The sequence below is a fragment of the Prosthecobacter sp. genome, from assembly GCF_044232965.1.
Classification (GTDB): Bacteria; Verrucomicrobiota; Verrucomicrobiia; order Verrucomicrobiales; family Verrucomicrobiaceae; genus Prosthecobacter.
Genome location: NZ_JBIIKX010000011.1, coordinates 18,831 through 33,963, shown reverse-complemented (window position 1 = coordinate 33,963; position 15,133 = coordinate 18,831). Strand labels below are relative to the sequence as shown.

General features: G+C 59.8%; 17 protein-coding genes. 5 read left to right on the top strand and 12 right to left on the bottom strand.

Translation table 11 applies throughout. The features are described from left to right. Positions 1-2: 2 nt before the first annotated feature. The gene (locus tag ACILSI_RS06930) at positions 3-1,301 is read right to left on the bottom strand and encodes a PQQ-binding-like beta-propeller repeat protein (RefSeq protein WP_395721130.1); all 1,299 of its coding nucleotides are present in this window, start codon (positions 1,299-1,301) and stop codon (positions 3-5) included. 72 nt (positions 1,302-1,373) lie between these two features. Continuing rightward, positions 1,374-2,801 (bottom strand): adenylosuccinate lyase, encoded by a 1,428-nt coding sequence (gene purB / locus ACILSI_RS06925; RefSeq protein WP_395721129.1) that lies wholly within the window; start codon positions 2,799-2,801, stop codon positions 1,374-1,376. Between the two features lie 439 nt (positions 2,802-3,240). On the opposite strand from purB, the gene ACILSI_RS06920 reads away from it, so the two are divergent. Beyond that, positions 3,241-3,810 carry a response regulator gene (locus ACILSI_RS06920; RefSeq protein ID WP_395721128.1) on the top strand — a complete coding sequence of 190 codons (570 nt, stop codon included), beginning with the start codon at positions 3,241-3,243 and terminating at the stop codon, positions 3,808-3,810. A gap of 69 nt (positions 3,811-3,879) precedes the next feature. Here ACILSI_RS06920 and ACILSI_RS06915 read toward each other — a convergent pair whose 3' ends face one another. Continuing rightward, the gene (locus ACILSI_RS06915; RefSeq protein ID WP_395721127.1) at positions 3,880-4,809 is read right to left on the bottom strand and encodes an amidohydrolase family protein; all 930 of its coding nucleotides are present in this window, start codon (positions 4,807-4,809) and stop codon (positions 3,880-3,882) included. Between the two features lie 112 nt (positions 4,810-4,921). Between ACILSI_RS06915 and ACILSI_RS06910 the strand changes: the two genes are divergently transcribed. After that, positions 4,922-5,512, top strand: coding sequence for a TIGR00730 family Rossman fold protein (locus tag ACILSI_RS06910; protein ID WP_395721197.1), 591 nt, complete (start codon positions 4,922-4,924; stop codon positions 5,510-5,512). Here the strand turns inward: ACILSI_RS06910 and nspC are convergent. The 4 genes from nspC to ACILSI_RS06890 form a co-directional block, all read right to left on the bottom strand. Then, positions 5,509-6,702, bottom strand: coding sequence for a carboxynorspermidine decarboxylase (nspC, locus tag ACILSI_RS06905; protein ID WP_395721126.1), 1,194 nt, complete (start codon positions 6,700-6,702; stop codon positions 5,509-5,511). The genes ACILSI_RS06910 and nspC overlap by 4 nt on opposite strands. Positions 6,703-6,802: 100 nt before the next feature. Next, positions 6,803-7,900: a PfkB family carbohydrate kinase gene (locus tag ACILSI_RS06900; protein ID WP_395721125.1), complete on the bottom strand. Its 1,098-nt coding sequence runs from the start codon at positions 7,898-7,900 to the stop codon at positions 6,803-6,805. 91 nt (positions 7,901-7,991) lie between these two features. Next, complete coding sequence (locus ACILSI_RS06895; RefSeq protein ID WP_395721124.1) at positions 7,992-8,291, bottom strand: hypothetical protein; 300 nt, start codon at positions 8,289-8,291, stop codon at positions 7,992-7,994. A gap of 64 nt (positions 8,292-8,355) precedes the next feature. Next, positions 8,356-9,318, bottom strand: coding sequence for a phosphoglycerate dehydrogenase (locus ACILSI_RS06890; protein WP_395721123.1), 963 nt, complete (start codon positions 9,316-9,318; stop codon positions 8,356-8,358). Positions 9,319-9,495: 177 nt separating this feature from the next. Here ACILSI_RS06890 and ACILSI_RS06885 point away from each other — a divergent pair, with 177 nt between their 5' ends. Both ACILSI_RS06885 and ACILSI_RS06880 read left to right on the top strand, forming a co-directional pair. Continuing rightward, positions 9,496-10,083, top strand: coding sequence for an acyloxyacyl hydrolase (locus tag ACILSI_RS06885; RefSeq protein WP_395721122.1), 588 nt, complete (start codon positions 9,496-9,498; stop codon positions 10,081-10,083). Between the two features lie 63 nt (positions 10,084-10,146). Further along, positions 10,147-11,376 (top strand): serine hydrolase domain-containing protein, encoded by a 1,230-nt coding sequence (locus tag ACILSI_RS06880; protein ID WP_395721121.1) that lies wholly within the window; start codon positions 10,147-10,149, stop codon positions 11,374-11,376. A 12-nt stretch (positions 11,377-11,388) separates the two neighbouring features. Here the strand turns inward: ACILSI_RS06880 and ACILSI_RS06875 are convergent, their stop codons facing one another. Further along, positions 11,389-12,216 (bottom strand): LamG-like jellyroll fold domain-containing protein, encoded by an 828-nt coding sequence (locus tag ACILSI_RS06875; RefSeq protein WP_395721120.1) that lies wholly within the window; start codon positions 12,214-12,216, stop codon positions 11,389-11,391. A gap of 57 nt (positions 12,217-12,273) precedes the next feature. Further along, entirely contained in the window at positions 12,274-12,507 is a 234-nt protein-coding gene (locus ACILSI_RS06870; RefSeq protein ID WP_395721119.1) for a hypothetical protein, read from the bottom strand. Positions 12,508-12,658: 151 nt separating this feature from the next. Between ACILSI_RS06870 and ACILSI_RS06865 the strand changes: the two genes are divergently transcribed. Next, positions 12,659-13,012 (top strand): hypothetical protein, encoded by a 354-nt coding sequence (locus tag ACILSI_RS06865; RefSeq protein ID WP_395721118.1) that lies wholly within the window; start codon positions 12,659-12,661, stop codon positions 13,010-13,012. Between the two features lie 53 nt (positions 13,013-13,065). On the opposite strand, the gene ACILSI_RS06860 is transcribed toward ACILSI_RS06865, so the two are convergent. From ACILSI_RS06860 to ACILSI_RS06850, 3 genes are all read right to left on the bottom strand, one after another. Further along, on the bottom strand, positions 13,066-13,809 hold the full coding sequence (locus ACILSI_RS06860) for a TolB family protein (RefSeq protein ID WP_395721117.1): 744 nt from the start codon (positions 13,807-13,809) through the stop codon (positions 13,066-13,068). An 80-nt stretch (positions 13,810-13,889) separates the two neighbouring features. After that, positions 13,890-14,510 carry a hypothetical protein gene (locus tag ACILSI_RS06855; RefSeq protein ID WP_395721116.1) on the bottom strand — a complete coding sequence of 207 codons (621 nt, stop codon included), beginning with the start codon at positions 14,508-14,510 and terminating at the stop codon, positions 13,890-13,892. A 67-nt stretch (positions 14,511-14,577) separates the two neighbouring features. Then, entirely contained in the window at positions 14,578-15,042 is a 465-nt protein-coding gene (locus tag ACILSI_RS06850) for a CYTH domain-containing protein (RefSeq protein ID WP_395721115.1), read from the bottom strand. Between the last annotated feature and the right edge of the window lie 91 nt (positions 15,043-15,133).

Genomic DNA, 15,133 nt, shown 5'->3' with positions numbered 1-15,133 from the left:
AATCACCGCGCTGCGGTCTGCGCGCTGCGTTTGCCGAGGCAGATAAGGCTTTTGTCGCCCCGGATGAAGATCTGGCCTTCGCTCAGCGCGGGTGAGGCGAAGACTTTCTCGCCGAGTTCGCTTTCGGCGAGGGCTTGATACGCCTTGCCGGGCTTCACCGTGCGCAGGGTGCCGGTGTCGTTGATGAAATAGACGCGCCCTTCGGCGCTGGCGAGAGAGGCATGGTGCTCCCGCAGGCGCTCCTCCCACAGGATGTCGCCGTTCTTCGCGTCGAAGCAGTGGCCAATGCCCGAGTCGGAAACGATGAGGAAGTGGCCGCCCTCGACGATGGGCGAAGGCACATAGCTCACGCCTTTGTTCGTGCGCCAGGCGATGTGGGTGTTGGTGACGTTGCCGCTGCCGTCGGGCTTGATGGCGAGGAGGTGATGCTCGGGGAAACCGCCGGTCATGTAGAGCAGGCCGGTTTGATCGCTGAAAACGAGCGAGGCCACGAACTGCTCGGTGGGGCCGTCGATGATCCACAGCAGCTTGCCGGTGCGTGGATCATAACTGGTGACGCACATGGTGCCACTGAGCACCATTTGCGTGCGACCGCCGATGTCGCGAATGAGCGGCACGCAGTAGCTGCGGGTGTGGTTCGGACGCTCGATGCGCCACAACTCCTTGCCGTCCGTTTTGGCCAGGGCGACGATGTAGCCGTCGCCATCGTGGTCGCAGTTCACAATGACCTTGTCCTCGAACACGACCGGGCTGGAGCAGAAGCCGTGCTTGCTAGAGAACAGACCGGGGCGCACCTGCCAAATTGGCTTGCCGCTGAAATCATGAGCGGAGATGACGACGGTGCCCTTCGGCACCTCGCCTTTGCCGATGACACGGCCGCTGTTGGCCAGGCGCGTGGCGTCGGTCTCGGTGTTGTCGAGGAAGGCGGTGAAGACGCGCTCGCCATCGGTGGCTGGCGTGCTGGAGGCCTGGCTGTTGAGGCGGTGGATGCTTTCGATGGGCGCTTTGACCACGTTCGACTGCCAGAGCGTTTTGCCCGTGGCTCGATCGAGGCAAAGCAACACTCGCTGCTCCGTTTCCGCCACGGCGGAGACGATGAAAATGCGATCCTGCCACACGATGGGCGACGCATGGCCGCTGCCGGGCAGCTCGGCCTTCCACGTCACCTGGCCTTCAGCCGAAATCGGAAAGCCACTGTCCCGCGAAGTGCCATCGAGCCGAGGACCGCGCCACTGCGGCCAGTTTTCAGCGAGAAGCGGAGAGCCGAGGGCGAGAAGCAGGAAGAAAGAACGCAGAATCATGCGCGAGGATGAACGCACGCAAACAACACGAGTTTGCGGCCCGTCTTGAGTTCTCTGACTGCGAACACCGCTTTAAAGAATCACCCCCGGCTGATACTTCGCAGCTTCAGGGAATTCCTTGGCAATGGCCTCGACGCGACCGCAGAAGGCATCAACCTGCTGCGGGGCATCGCCGGCGTTGGCCTTGCCAGCTTCGACGATGCGCTGCATGTCGGCCTCGGTGAGAGTCAGGCGCGGATCATGCACCAGGCGGACGAGGAGATCGTTTTCGCGGACCTTGCCGGTGCGCATGTCCTTGGCGACCTGCACGGCGTGCTCTTTGATGACCTCGTGCGCCGTCTCGCGGCCTGCGCCGGATTTGACGGCCTCCATCATGACGGTCGTGGTGAGCAGGAATGGCAGGTAGCGCATGAGTTCCTGCTCAATGACGGAATCGAAGACCTCCATTTGATCCAGGATCGTGAGGAAGGTCTCCAGCAGACCGTCAAGCGCGAGGAAGGCGTCCGGAAGCATCACGCGGCGCACGACGGAGCAGGACACGTCGCCCTCATTCCACTGATCGCCGGCCAGACCTGCGGCCATGGCGAGATAGCCTTTCAAGATGACGTGCAGGCCGTTCACGCGCTCGCAGGAGCGGCTGTTCATCTTGTGCGGCATGGCGGAGGAACCGACCTGGCCTTTGGCAAAGCCTTCGGAGGCAAGCTCCTGCCCGGCCATGAGGCGCAGCGTGCGGGCAAAACTGGCGGGCCCACTGGCCACCTGGCAAAGCGAGGCGATGACCTGCATGTCAAGACTGCGCGGATACACCTGTCCGACAGCCCCGAAGGCCGCAGGCATGCCCAGGTGATGCAGGATGCGGCTTTCCAACTCGCTGGCCTTGGCGGCATCCCCATTGAAGAGGGTGATCTGGTCCAGGCGCGTCCCGACCGCGCCTTTCAAACCACGGGCCGGATAAGTGGCGATGACGTTCTGCAAATCGCCAAAGGCGAGCAGCGTCTCCTCGCCAAACATGGCGAGTCGCTTGCCCAGCGTCGTGACCTGCGCGGCGACGTTGTGAGTGCGCGCCGTGAGAGGGATATCGCGCGTCTCAGCCGCCCGGCGCGAGATACCGGCCAGCACAGCGACGCTTTTCGAACGAATCTCCAATAGAGAACGGAAGACCTGAAGCTGCTCCACATTCTCCGTGAGGTCGCGGCTCGTCATGCCCTTGTGCAGATGCTCATGACCGGCGAGTTCGCAGAATTCCTCGATCCGCGCCTTCACATCATGCCGGGTGACACGTTCCCGCTGCATGATGGAGGCCACGTTGACCTGATCCTTCACCTTTTCATAAGCCTCGATCACACCCTCGGGCACCGGGATGCCAAGGTCACGCTGGCCTTTGAGCACCGCGATCCAATAATCGCGTTCCAGTCGGACTTTGCCCTCCGGCGACCAAAGGGCGCGCATGGGAGCGGTGGCGTAGCGTTCGGCGAGGACGTTGGGAATGGAATCGGACATATGGGAGCTTTTGATCTAGGCCAAGCTGCGACAAATCGCAAATCCGATGCCGGGCCTGTTCGTGTCGATTTCATTCTCAGAAACCCAGCTCTTGTATACCCTCGCATTTCAAACAGCCGTCGTAACCGCCATGACGAGTGCTGAAGAATGCATCCACTGGCTCTATTTTGGCCCACTCTTTGTTCGGATTCTGGCTTGAATCCTTTTGTATGAATTTCTTCAGGATTTCCGAAATTTTTCAGCAGTCATCCAATTTTGGTTTGCATTTGTGACTGTGATTCGCAAATCTACCAATTATCTGAAGCCCGCCTTTCTCCCGAAGTCGGAAAAAGACCTTGTAATGATGGAATTTATAAGCAACTGTTGAGCCGTAGCAAAAAAGAGACTCAAATTTCATTTTCTAAAGACACCCAACCTCCCAGTCCACTCCACTAACCATATGGCCGATCCAGCAGCACCCGAACTCATGACAGTGAAAGAGACGGCGGAATATCTCCGCATTCCTCTGCCCACCGTCTATTACCTCGTGCAGCGCGGGCAATTGCCTGCGGTTCAAATCGGAGGTCGCTGGCGCATCAAGCGCAGTCTGCTCGACCGCGATGTGCTGCGAAAAGAAGAGGAGGCCGGGCAGCCGACCGTCTTGGTCGTCGATGATGACCCTGCATTGCAGGCGCTCTTCAAGCAATTCCTCAAAAAGGCGGGATTCGGCCGGTTGGTCGTCGGCACTGGAGCAGAGGCCATCGCCATGGCGAAAAAGCAGAAGTTTGACTTCGTCTTCCTCGATCTCAAGCTGCCAGACGTCCCAGGAGATGAGGTCTATTCTCAACTCAAGGCGCTTTATCCCGACCTGCCCATCGTGGTGATCACTGGCTACCCGGACAGCGAAATCCTCAGCCGCATCCTCGGCCACGGACCAGTCACGGTGATCAAGAAGCCGATCGAGTACGATCAGCTCAACCTCGCCGTGAAGCAGCTCGGTCACAAAGGTGCCGAGGCCAACGCTGCCTGACCCCCCTCTCAACCTAGTCTCTCCCGAGACCAAGCCCCGTCAGCATCCCTGACGGGGCTTTTTCGTGTCTCAAACGGCCGCAGACGAGAAGAATACCTTCTGTGCCGTGCCGCGCAGCATCCAGGCTCTATCCGTCTCACTCAGGAAATCGAGCCGGTCCCGGATCAAGGCGATTGAATCACGGTAGTTGTGCCCCGGATCGACCTGGAACGGACAATCGCTGGCCCACATGACCCGCTGCGGACCAAAAGCATCGCGCACCTGACGAATGAGCGGCCCCAAGTCAGTATAAGGCGCTTTTTTGCGTCCCAGCGCATAAAACGCGGACGCCTTCACATGCGTCTTCGCATGACGGGCTAGGCGCAGGAGATTCCGCACATCCGCCTCTTTAAAACCACCCGCCATGCCGATGCGGGCAAAGTGGTCGATCACCACGCTCGTGTCGGGATACCATTCGCACATTTTGTCGATGAGCGGCAGCGTGTCGGGGTTGATCAACGGGCAGACGCTCACTTTCAGCTCGGCGGCGGTCTTCCAAAGTGTCGCCATGCCGGGGGAGCCGATCCACGCTGAGAGGTTGGTTGCCTTGCCGGAATAGATGCGGAAGCCACGCACGCCCTGTTTGACCAGTTGTGTCATCGTCGCGGCCAGATCCGGCGCGTTTTCATCCACGATGGCCACACCGCTGAAAGTGCCAGGATGCTGCCGCATCACGTCGAGCATGTAGCGGTTGTCGAACTGGTAGTGGCTCATCTGGATGAGCACGATGCGCCGCACGCCCTCCGGCCGGCAATGCGCGAACAACTGCTGCGGCGTGAAACTCGGCGGACGCATGTCGCTGACAGCATAACCACGCGCCAGAGGATACTTTTCCACCTCCGGCGTCCACACATGCACATGCGCGTCGATCCAGTCTCCTTTCTTGAATGAGGGAACCAGCGAGCAGCCGGTGAGCGCTGCGGCGGACGAGGCGAGGAAAGAGCGGCGGTTGGGATTCATGTGGAAAGAAACGGTGAGAGGTGAGAAGTCAGAGGTGAAATGCGCACAGGCACCTCTACTAACGTCTGACTTATCACTTTTTACATCTCACCCATTTCGCCCCATGAGCAAACTGCGCCGAATCTGTGTCTATTGCGGTTCCAATGCTGGAAATGATCCCGCGCATCGCGCCGCCGCGCATGATTTGGGTGCGTTTCTGGCCCGCGGCGGCCTCGGTCTTGTTTATGGCGGCGGCAATGTGGGTCTGATGGGCACTGTGGCGGATGGAGCACTCTCACAAAGTGGTGAGGTGATCGGTGTGATCCCAAAATCGCTGATGGAAAAAGAGCTCGGCCATGGCGGCGTCACGGAACTGCATGTCGTGACCAGCATGCACGAACGCAAGCAGATGATGGTCGATCTGAGCGATGGCTTCATCGCCTTGCCAGGAGGTTTCGGCACTCTGGACGAGTTATTTGAGACGCTGACTTGGCTACAGCTCTCGTTTCATGACAAACCGGTCGGCCTGCTCAATGTCGGCGGCTTTTTCGACGGCTTGATCGAGTTCATTGCCCACATGAGCCATAGCGGCTTTCTCAAGCCCGAACACGCGCAGTGCGTGCTCGTCGAAAACGAACCCGCAAAGCTGCTCACAGCCATGGAATCCTTTCGCCCGCCAGATCTGGGCAAATGGATCGAAAAGCTGGCCGCTGAGGCGCGCTAGGACAGCTTGTTCTTGAAGTCCGCGTAACCGAAGCGCCGCACCACGCGGTATTCCCGCGTCGCCGGATCATAGATGGCGATGTCAGGATGCGGCACGCCGTTGAAGGTCGTCGTCTTGACCATCGTGTAGTGCGCCATGTCGGCAAACACGAGTCGCTGGCCGACCTTGAGCGGCTCGGGGAATGAAAAGCCCGTCAGCACATCGCCTGCGAGACAGCTCATGCCGCCCATCTTGTATTTGTGCGGAAACTCCCCCGGCAAACCCGCGCCAAAAATGCGCGGCCGATACGGCATCTCCAGGCAGTCCGGCATGTGCGCCGTGGCGGAGAGGTCGAGGATGGCGGTGGGAGTGTCTGAGGCCACGATGTCCTGCACCTCGGCGACGAGATAGCCGGTGTTCAGGGCGGCGGCTTCGCCAGGCTCGATATAAACTTCCTTGCCCCATTTCTCGCGGAAGGTGCGCAAGACGCGGATGAGGCGCTCCACATCGTAGTCCTTGCGTGTGATGTGATGTCCGCCGCCCATGTTCACCCACTGCACCTGCTCCAGCAGGCGTGGAAACCGCGCTTCGACGGCAGACACGGTGCGCTCCAGCACGTCCGAATCCTGCTCGCAGAGCGCATGGAAGTGCAAGCCTTCGACACCGGTCAAATCCTCGCCTTCCAGCGCTTCGGCGCGAATGCCGAGACGGCAGCCGGGCGAGCACGGGTCGTAGAGCGAAACCTCGACCTCGGAGTGCTCAGGATTCACACGAATGCCGGGGCTGGACGCATGCCCCACCGCCTTTGCGGCATCCAGCATTGGCTTGAACTTCCGAAACTGGGCCAGCGAGTTGAAGCTGAGATGATGGGCGATGGGAATGATCTGCCGCATCTCCGCTTCTTTGAACGCTGGCGCATAGACATGCACCTCTTTGCCAAATTCCTGCGCCAGCAGCGCCTCATTGAGTCCACTCGCACAGCAGCCGCTCAAATACTCACGCATGATCGGGAACACGCTGAACATCGAGAAGCCCTTCAAGGCCAGCAACACCTTCGCGCCAGACTCGCTCTGCACGCGGCTGAGTTTCTCCATGTTTTTGCGCAACAACGCGACATCCACCACATAGGCGGGCGTTTCGATGGCGTTGATGTCGAAGGCCGGGAACGGCTGCTCGTAAACGTGGGAAGGCGTGAAGTCCGTGGAGGCCATGGGGGCGCGGAGAATAGCGGCTCACACCAACCTCGCAAGAGTCTCTCGTGCGTTGTTCACGCTATCGCATGAACAACGCACCGTTGAAGACGCCAGCAGATTACCGCACGACACGTGCGCCGCCACCGCCCATTGTCTTCTCGACTTCTTTGCGGGTCGCCATCGAAGTATCGCCTGGCGTTGTCGAAGCCAATGCGCCGTGGGCGGCGCCGTATTCGACGGCTTTCTGGGCGTCGTTGAACTCCATGAAGCCGAACTGCACGCCGGAGGCGAAGCTGTCGCCGCCGCCGACACGGTCGAGGATTTCGAGGTCGGGATACTTGCGGCTCTCGTGGAACTGACCAGCGTGCCAGAGGATGGCGGACCAGTCGTTGACGGTGGCAGTCTTCACACCGCGCAGCGTGGTGGCGGCGACCTTGAAGTTCGAGAACTCCTTCACCGCCGTCTCGATCATGGCCTTGAAGGCGTCGAGTTCGATGTTGGAGATGTTGTGGTCCACGCCTTTGACCTCGAAGCCAAGCGAGGCGGTGAAGTCCTCCTCATTGCCGATCATAACATCGACATACTTCGCGATCTCGCGATTGACCTCCTGGGCCTTTTGCAGGCCACCGATGGTTTTCCAAAGCGAGGGGCGGTAGTTGAGGTCGTAGCTGACGATGGTGCCGTACTTGTTCGCTGCCTTCACCGCTTCAACGGTGAGTTCGGCCGTGGTGGCGGAGAGCGCGGCGAAGATGCCACCGGTGTGGAACCAGCGGACGCCGAGTTTGCCGAAGATGTGCTCCCAGTCGATGTCGCCGGGCTTGAGCTGCGAAGCGGCGGTGTTGCCCCGATCAGGATTGCCGACGGCACCACGGATGCCAAAGCCGCGCTCGGTGAAGTTCAGGCCGTTGCGGACGGTGCGACCGATGCCGTCATCGGCACGCCATTGGATGAAGTCGGTGGCAACTCCGCCCTGCATGATGAAATCCTCAATGAGGTGACCGATCTCGTTATCCACGAAGGCAGTGACGACGGCGGTCTTGTAGCCGAAGCACTTCCTCAGGCCTCGGGAGGTGTTGTACTCGCCGCCGCCTTCCCAGGCCTTGAATTCACGGGCGGTGCGGATGCGGCCTTCGCCGGGATCGAGACGGAGCATGACTTCGCCGAGCGAGATTTGATCGAAGGCGCAGGATTCGCGAGGTTTGATGGAGAGGCTCATGGTGTGGGAAAGAAAGGATTATGTCTGAAAATCAGAACCTGCAAACGAGGAACGACATTTCTAAACGTCTCAGTATGAATGGCAGGGTTCGTCAGCCAGTAGTGGAGTCTTTGCGCCACTCGGCGTTCGGGTCATCGTAAAAAACAAAACCGCTCAATGGAAGTGCCCGGTCATCGGGCCAAGCATCCATCACTGACATATCTTCCACAGACATCCGAGGCGGATCATCGATAGAATTAGCCACTTTGGGCCGGAGCTTGGTCGAGGTGCGAACAAGCTCGATGGCTTGAATTTCTGCTTCCTCTGGAGTTGGGGTGTCGACATACGCATTAACGTAGAAGCCTTTTAATATAGGTTCTGTTGTGTCGGCCTCTTTGATGAGAAAATTCACGCCGTGAATCAATGCTACAAAAATCGGCATAACGTGAGCGAGCCGTGAAACATCCGAGTTCCGCTCAGAACGGGTTGGCGCGAGCGATGGGCTCCTTGCCCGCAAGGAATCGCGTGAGATTTTCCACAGCGCAACTGGCCTGGCGCTGCACGCTCTCGTGCGTGCGGCTGCCGATGTGCGGCGTGAGCACGGTGCCGGGGAGGCCGAGGAGCGGATGATCGGCGGGCGGCGGCTCCTGGTCGAGCACGTCGGCACCGTAACGGATCTTACCAGCCTTGATGGCCTCGACGAGCGGGGTGAGCGAGATGAGTTCGCCGCGGCCGGTGTTGACGATGACGGCACCGGGCTTGAGCAGGCCGATGCGGCGGGCGTCGATCAGGCCCTTGGTCTTTTCGGTGAGCTTGGTGTGGAGCGAGATGAAGTCAGCCTGCTTGAGTCCCTCGTCGAGATCTTCGACGCGCTCCAGATCATACCAGCGGGCGAAATCTTCCTCCCAGTAGTTGGCGTAAACAAGAACGCGCAGGCCGAAGGCACGCGCGCGGATGGCGACTTCCTTGGAGATGCGGCCAAGACCGACGAGCAGGAGCGTCTTGCCGCAGAGCTCATTGCCCGTGATGCGCGTCCAGTTGCCGGCAGCGACGTGGTTGGCCTCGACGACGAGGTTGCGCACGACGGCGAGCAGGAGGGCGAAGGTGTGCTCGGCGACAGTGGTGTGGTTGACACCTGGCGTGAAGAGCACGGGCACCTTGAGGTCGGTGGCGGCCTTCAGGTCGATCTTGTCGAGGCCGATGCCGTATTTCGAGATGACCTTGAGACGCGGCAGGGATTTCTGAATGACCGCACGGGTGAAAGCATCGTCACCGCAAAGAAAAGCGTCAAAGTCACCAGCCAGCTCGAGCATGCGGCTCTCGGGAAGCGGCCCGCGCTCACGAACGATCTCAAATCCGGCCTTGGCCAGCATGTCGTGATGGATGCCGGGAGTATCCTGGAATGACGTGGTGGTGAGGAGGACGCGGGGAGAACTCATGAGGAGAAAATGGTTGGATTCAGTGTTTTTCGGAGGCCATCGTGGCGGGGAGCAGGCTCGCAGCAAACACGATAACAAAAAAAGTGTTTTTCAACTCTGGAGCCTTTTCTCCTGAGTCTCGCCAGCGACCATTCACTCCATGCTGGCGTTTGCGACTCTTGACGCTAAATTGCTACCATGATCCGCCACCTTTTCGCCTCCCTAATCCTCTGCACCACCGCATTTGCGCAAATCTCCGCCCCAGCCGAGCTCAAGCCATGGAAGCAGCACGCGTTCGACTTTGAAACCGGCATGCTGTGGAAAGTCGGCGGCGACACCACCTTCAATTACCGCATCGTACCGTTCATGGTCTCCTGGCGTTCTCCCGAGGTGCTCGGCCTCGATTTCTCCAACGGCTCCAAGCTCACCATCCGCAACAAAGTCACAGTCATGGCCAACTGGTTCGAGGAAGGCTCCGAAAATCGCTACCTCGGCATCTCAGGCGCACCATCCATCGAATGGTGGGATCCAAGCATGACCTGGAGCGTCTTCGGTTCCATCGGCGGCGGTGTCGGCTGGGTGGATGCGCAGAATGTGCCCGGCGGCCAGGGCCAGGACTTCACGCTGAATTGGTACGGCCAGCTTGGTGTCTCCCGCGTGCTGACCGATTCGTGGTCCCTGCGTGCCAGCGCCATGTTTCAGCATCTTTCCAACGGTGGGCAGACCAACCCGAATCCCGGCCTCGATTCGCTGGGCTTCACGTTCGGTGTCAGTCGCAGTTTCTAAACGATGCAGCCGCGAATTGGGGCTCGCACGAAAGCGTGGGGTACTTCATGGTGTTCGCTCATCATGACCGCCCCACTGCTCACCGCTCTCATTTTCACCACTTCGGCACTTCATGCCGCAGACACTTACTTCCCGCCGCCAGACAGCGCAGGCGGCTGGCGTGAGGCGAAGACCGAAAAGGCCATGCGCGAGCAGGCTGGCATGGACCTGAGCAAGCTGGAACCCGCCTACACCATCACCGAGCGCAGCACTGCGCATGGCGGTCTGGTGGTGGTGAGGAAGGGCTGGCTGGTGTTCGAGCGCTACTTCGGACGTGCCAGTCGCAATGCGAACCCTGACATGGCCTCCACCGGCAAGGGCTTTTGCAGCATCGCCTGTGGCATCATGCTGCATGAGTTTAAAGACAATATCCCCGCAGGGCTCGACACGAAGGTGTTCACTGAAAAATACCTGCCACAGGCGCTCCCGTTCAACGATCCGCGAAAAGCGAACATCACCCTGGGCCAACTGCTCTGCATGACCGGCGGCTACTGGGGTGAAGGGCAGACACCCACCGGCTATGTCAAAGGCGACCCCAAGCCAAAGCCGCTCAAGCCCGTACCCGGCCAGAACATCCGTGATCTCGACAAATCCTCACTCGATGTGCCGCTGTGGTGCGATCCAGGCGCTGGTTACTCCTACTCCTCTCCTTCTCCACACATCGCCAGCATCGTGCTGCGCAACGTCAGCGGCATGGAGTTGAAGGACTTCATTCACGAACGCCTTGCCAAGCCGCAGGGCTGGGGCGCGTGGGATTACTGCCTGCATCGCGGCGATTTCGTCATGCCGCATGCGAATGGGGCCGGCAGCACCGCCTTGCATGCCACCGACGCCGTGCGCTTCGGCTACTGCCTGGCTCAAAACGGCAAGTGGAAGGACCAGCAGCTCGTCCCGCCCGACTACATCAAGAAATGCCAGACGTGGAGCCCTTACAACCCTCACACGCCTTTCAGTCTGCAATGGGAGCACAACGCCGACGGCCATGTGGCCGGAGCACCGAAGGACGCGTTCTGGAAAAGCGGCGCGGGGGGCTTCTGCCTCTACGTTGTGCCGTCGCTCGACCTCGTGATCTACAAGCTCGGCGGCAAGACCGGCCAGTATGACCCCACGCTCACCCGCATTCCGCAGCCGGAGCCGAAGACCGACCGCGACGACTGGCAGCCGATCCCTGGCAACGCCTTCCAGGAAGGCACTGGAGCGGCCTCGCTGGGCCGTGTTTTAGAAATGGTCTGCGCGGCCGTGCGTGTAGAGTAAATCCACTCGCCTTCACCGCAAACTCGCGACGCCGCCTTCAAGCTTGAAGAGCTGCTCCACCTCCGCGTCGCTCAGGGCACGATCAAAGACGGCCAGATCGTCCTGATGGCCCACATACGAAGCTCCCAGCACCAGCGCCACGCTTGCTGGATCCCAGCCGAAACGCAAATCCCAGTTCTCGATGCGGCCTTGCAGCTTGCCGTTGATGAAGAGGCTGCCGCCCGGCTTCGCCGCCTGGTTGTTCACGTTTGAAAGCGTGAAGGCCACATGCGTCCATGTCTCGCGGCTGAAGGGCGCGTTCGCCACCTGCACCATCGGCCGTTTTTCGAAGGGAATGTCCGCCCACTGCACATTCGTGGGATTCCAGATCTCAAACAACGGACGAATGGCGTAGCGGAAGAAGCGCGGCGTCTCATCCTTCGACCACTCCAGGAAAATAAAGCCCTTCTTGCCATCATCACCCACGATCTGCACCGGATCGCAGTAGCCCGGCTCCAGATCCTCGTCCGGTGTGAGCTTCAACCAGGTGGAGACCGTGGCGCTCCAGCTCTTGTCGTTGTAGCCCAGGACGTTCACACCGCTGAATTGTGGCCGCGTGGCACCCTTCTTGGGAAAGTGCAGACAAGAACCGAATTTTCCACCCGAGGCGAGTTTCACGTCGTCGTTGAACACGCAGGGCACGAGATCCTTGCCCTTCTTGATCAGGCAGGTTTTGTCCCCCTTGCTGAAGTCGGCGTTCAGTCCCGCATCAAACGACGCATGAAAGGTCAGCGATGACTTGAGCGCGTCCTGGGCAAGAAGCGGCGAGGCAAGACAGAGAAACAGGGCGAGTGATTTCATGGCGGCACCTGCCAATACGCGCCCTCGGGGCGTTCTCGTGCGCGGGTTCGGCCTGTTCTACGGATTCATCCACGTTTCAAACGCCGCGTCCACTCGCCGCAGCATTTCGGCGTTGTCACGCTTCGCATCGGTGAACTTGGCCCAGGCGTTCGGGTCCGTGTTCTTGCCCGTGCCCTCGAATTCGGCGATGAACTCCTCCACCAAAGCTCCCTCTCCGGCAAATTGCTCCCGCAGGTGCGCTTTGCAGGTCGTTCCGATCAGGTTCAGGCGGTTCTTGGTTCCGATGCTCATGGTGCGCCATCCTAGATGCTATCATAGGCATTGAAAGAGCTTGTTGAACCCAAGAAAGGCCTGTGAAGAGATCACTCTCCCTTCGCAGTTGCGCCCAGTGCGCTGAAGAATTTTCTTGAGTTCTCGCACGGTACGCGGACAGCACGCGACCATGCAACGCCTCCTCATTCGTGCCGTTTTCGTCTTCCTCCTCACCGCCACCCTCGCCTTCGCTGATGAGCCGGTGACCCGCCTGCACAAGGTCAACGCTCCAGTAGGGTTGATCATCCGCAGCAAACCCGGCACAGACGGCAAGCGCCTCGGCAGCCTGGAGGAAGGGGCCAAAGTCACCCTGGCAGGCAAAGCAGTCGCAGGAGACAAAAACCAAGTGGTGCCCGTGGTGTCCAAAGATGCGCAAGATCCCGACGCCTCCTGGATTCAAATCTCCGCCCCAAAAGCAGGCTATGTGCTCTACCGCGTCGGCGGTGCGGCTCCTTACGACTATTTGGTGCCTTACAGCAAGTGAGCAGCGAAAGGCTTGCATCCACCCTCTGCACCCGACCACGTTTCTGCTTTCGCTCAATAGCCCGTCACTTCAAACCGGCACAGTCCATCGGCATCCACGGCGATAAACTCCAGCACGCCATCGCTGCGGAACACCGGCCCGCTCGTCACGGGCGCGTAGGTCGCACGCACCACGCCATCGACAACGATATTCGCAGCCCCATGCGTGTCTTGAGCCGCCATGTAGGCGAAGTGCCGACTATCGGCACTGAAACTCAAGTTGAAGCCCATGCCAGTCTTGGAACCGGGGCCCGCCTTGCCATCAACCACCCAATGCATCGATCCCTGGCTCATCACGCAGCAGGCGAGCCGTCGCGAGTCGGGGCTGAACACGATGGGCTGTGAGTTGCGGTAATCGTCCATCGTCACATCCAGCACCACGGCCTTGCCATCCATCCAGATGGCTTTTTTCCCATCGCGGATTCCAGCAAAGGCCAGATGGCGGCCATCCGGGCTGCTGGTGAGGGACCAGTCGTACATCGCGTCCACAGCGAGGGGCGGCGCTCCACTGGCAAAAATTCGGTACTGTTTGCCATCAAGCGCCATGAAGGCATGCAGACTGCCATCCATGGAGAACAGATTGTCGAAGCCGATGGTGTCGTGCGGTTCGCTTGTCTTTCCATCCACCACCATGATCGCCTTTCCTTCGGTGGTGAAGGTGCCATAGGCGAAGTGCTTTCCATCCGGCGAGAAATGGAGATTGAACGCCTCAGGATGTGCACGCTCCTCCGTGATGGGCCCCTGAAGTTGCACAGACATGAAGGCACCGAATCCAGGCGACTTGTGCATGGCGATGCCAGGGTGCCAAGGTACGGCTTTCCCGTCGAGTTTCACTCGCATCAGCTTTTCAGAGCGATCACCTCCACAAAAGCCAGCCGTGCCCCGTCCGCGCTGAACACGGGCGCGGCGTCCCATGGCATGATGCCGTCCCATTTCCCCTCGGCATGCACTTTTCCATCCACGATCAAAGCGGCTTGCCGAAAACGAGGGATCACCACATACGCATGATGCTTCCCGTCCGCGCTGAAGGCAAACGAGGTGGGCGTCAGCTCCGAATAGCCCGGCCCCTCCACACCATCGACCACCCACAGCCATTCCGTCCCCTTTCGCGCCGCATAGGCCAGCGAACTGCCATCCTCGCTGAACACGGGCGTTTCCTTGGCGATCTCCGCGTAGCTCGGCCCGGCCTTGCCATCATAAACAACCCTGAATCCATTCAGCGCATTGCCCGTTATCTTGGCCACATGACAACCACCTCGTGTGGCCGAAGTGGCCATGCTCACCAGGCTTTCACTGCTCATCGTCGAGGCAATCCTCGCCGTGGCGTTCGTGTCGAGCAGCGTTTTCTTCACCTGGGCAGGCTTCCAATCGTTGGTGTCGGCCGACAAAGACAGGCCATCCATGAGAACTAAAGCGAGGCTCTGGCAAAACACAGTGCGGCATAAACGGGCGGCGTTCATGAGCACAGTCTGAGCGTGTGGCGCTCCGATGACAAGCCTCGACTGGCCTTCCACGAAACACGCCCCTTCACCTCCAGCTTTGAAAGGGCAGCTCGGACAGGCGTGAATTCGTGTAGCGCGGGTCGTGGGAGACCTCCTCACCGATCCAGTCCGGCCGCGTGAACGGCGTGTCCTCGGCGGGCAGTTCGATCTCGGCCACGATGAGGCCCTCGTTCGCACCGCGGAAAACGTCCACCTCCCACAGCATGCCGTCGTGCAGCACCTCATGCCGTATTTTGTCGATCACCGGCTGATGGCAGAGCGCCATCAGGTCACGCGCATGATCGAGTGCGATGGGAAACTCGATCTCCGTGCGCGAGATGCCCGTGCGGCGGCTCTTCACCGTCATGAAAGCTTCCTCACCTACAATGCGCACCCGCACCGTGCGGTCTGGATCACGAGAAAGGTAGCCCTGCATCATCCGCCGACCGGTGCCCTCGGGCTGCCAGCGGTTGGGTTTAAGAGGAAATTTACGTTCAATCTCGGTGGCCATGGTATCAGAGTTCCCTCATCTGGGTTGATTCGCTATTCCACTTTGGATTGGTGGTTAGGTCGCACCTTAAAAACCGTGCAACGACAGTCCC